General features: G+C 36.2%; 1 protein-coding gene. It reads right to left on the reverse strand.

The window, feature by feature from the left end; translation table 11 throughout:
- Positions 1-622: DUF5689 domain-containing protein (locus ABD994_RS31175; RefSeq protein WP_345425611.1), on the reverse strand; the 622-nt coding region annotated here is incomplete at both ends.

The raw sequence follows: 622 nt of genomic DNA on the forward strand, positions 1-622 counted from the left end.
GTACCATCAGTAATTGTTCTATCTGTATCGATAAATGCTCCGGAAATATCAGTTGCCATTAAAGCAAGACCAATTTGAGAATCTGAGAACTGTACATTCTTCACCTTTACCAAAGTATTAAGATATTTGTCGCCAGTTGTAGAACTTGTCAGTTGATTTATTGTTACAACAGTTGGAACAATGTCAACAATTTCTAAACCATTTCCACTACAAACACCAGAAATATATCTTCCAATAATTGATTCTGGAATTCTTCCAAGTGGATAATTAGGATCCTTTACCCCCAACTGCATTGTATTAAAAGATTTTCCAATAACCATTCCGTTAGCTTTAATTCTGATGTGTGCTCCAACTGGAAAATCTACATAATTCATAGATTTATTGATTCCAATTGATAGTCCTACAGTAGGATTCTCTGGTTTGTCTTGGATAGAAATTGTTTTATAAAAGTTACCTCCTGCATCAGATGACACTACATACGCGTCAAAAATAATCTCGTCACCCGCAACATTTGGATCATCTGCCGGTAGTTGCTTTGGATTACCATCTGAGTATGTACTTGCAGGAAGAACATTAGCCATAGCTACAACTTCTGCCATTGTCTTTGTTGGTGCATCCCATT

It is taken from the genome of Actinomycetospora chlora (genome assembly GCF_039542135.1).
Classification (GTDB): domain Bacteria; phylum Actinomycetota; class Actinomycetes; order Mycobacteriales; family Pseudonocardiaceae; genus Actinomycetospora; species Actinomycetospora chlora.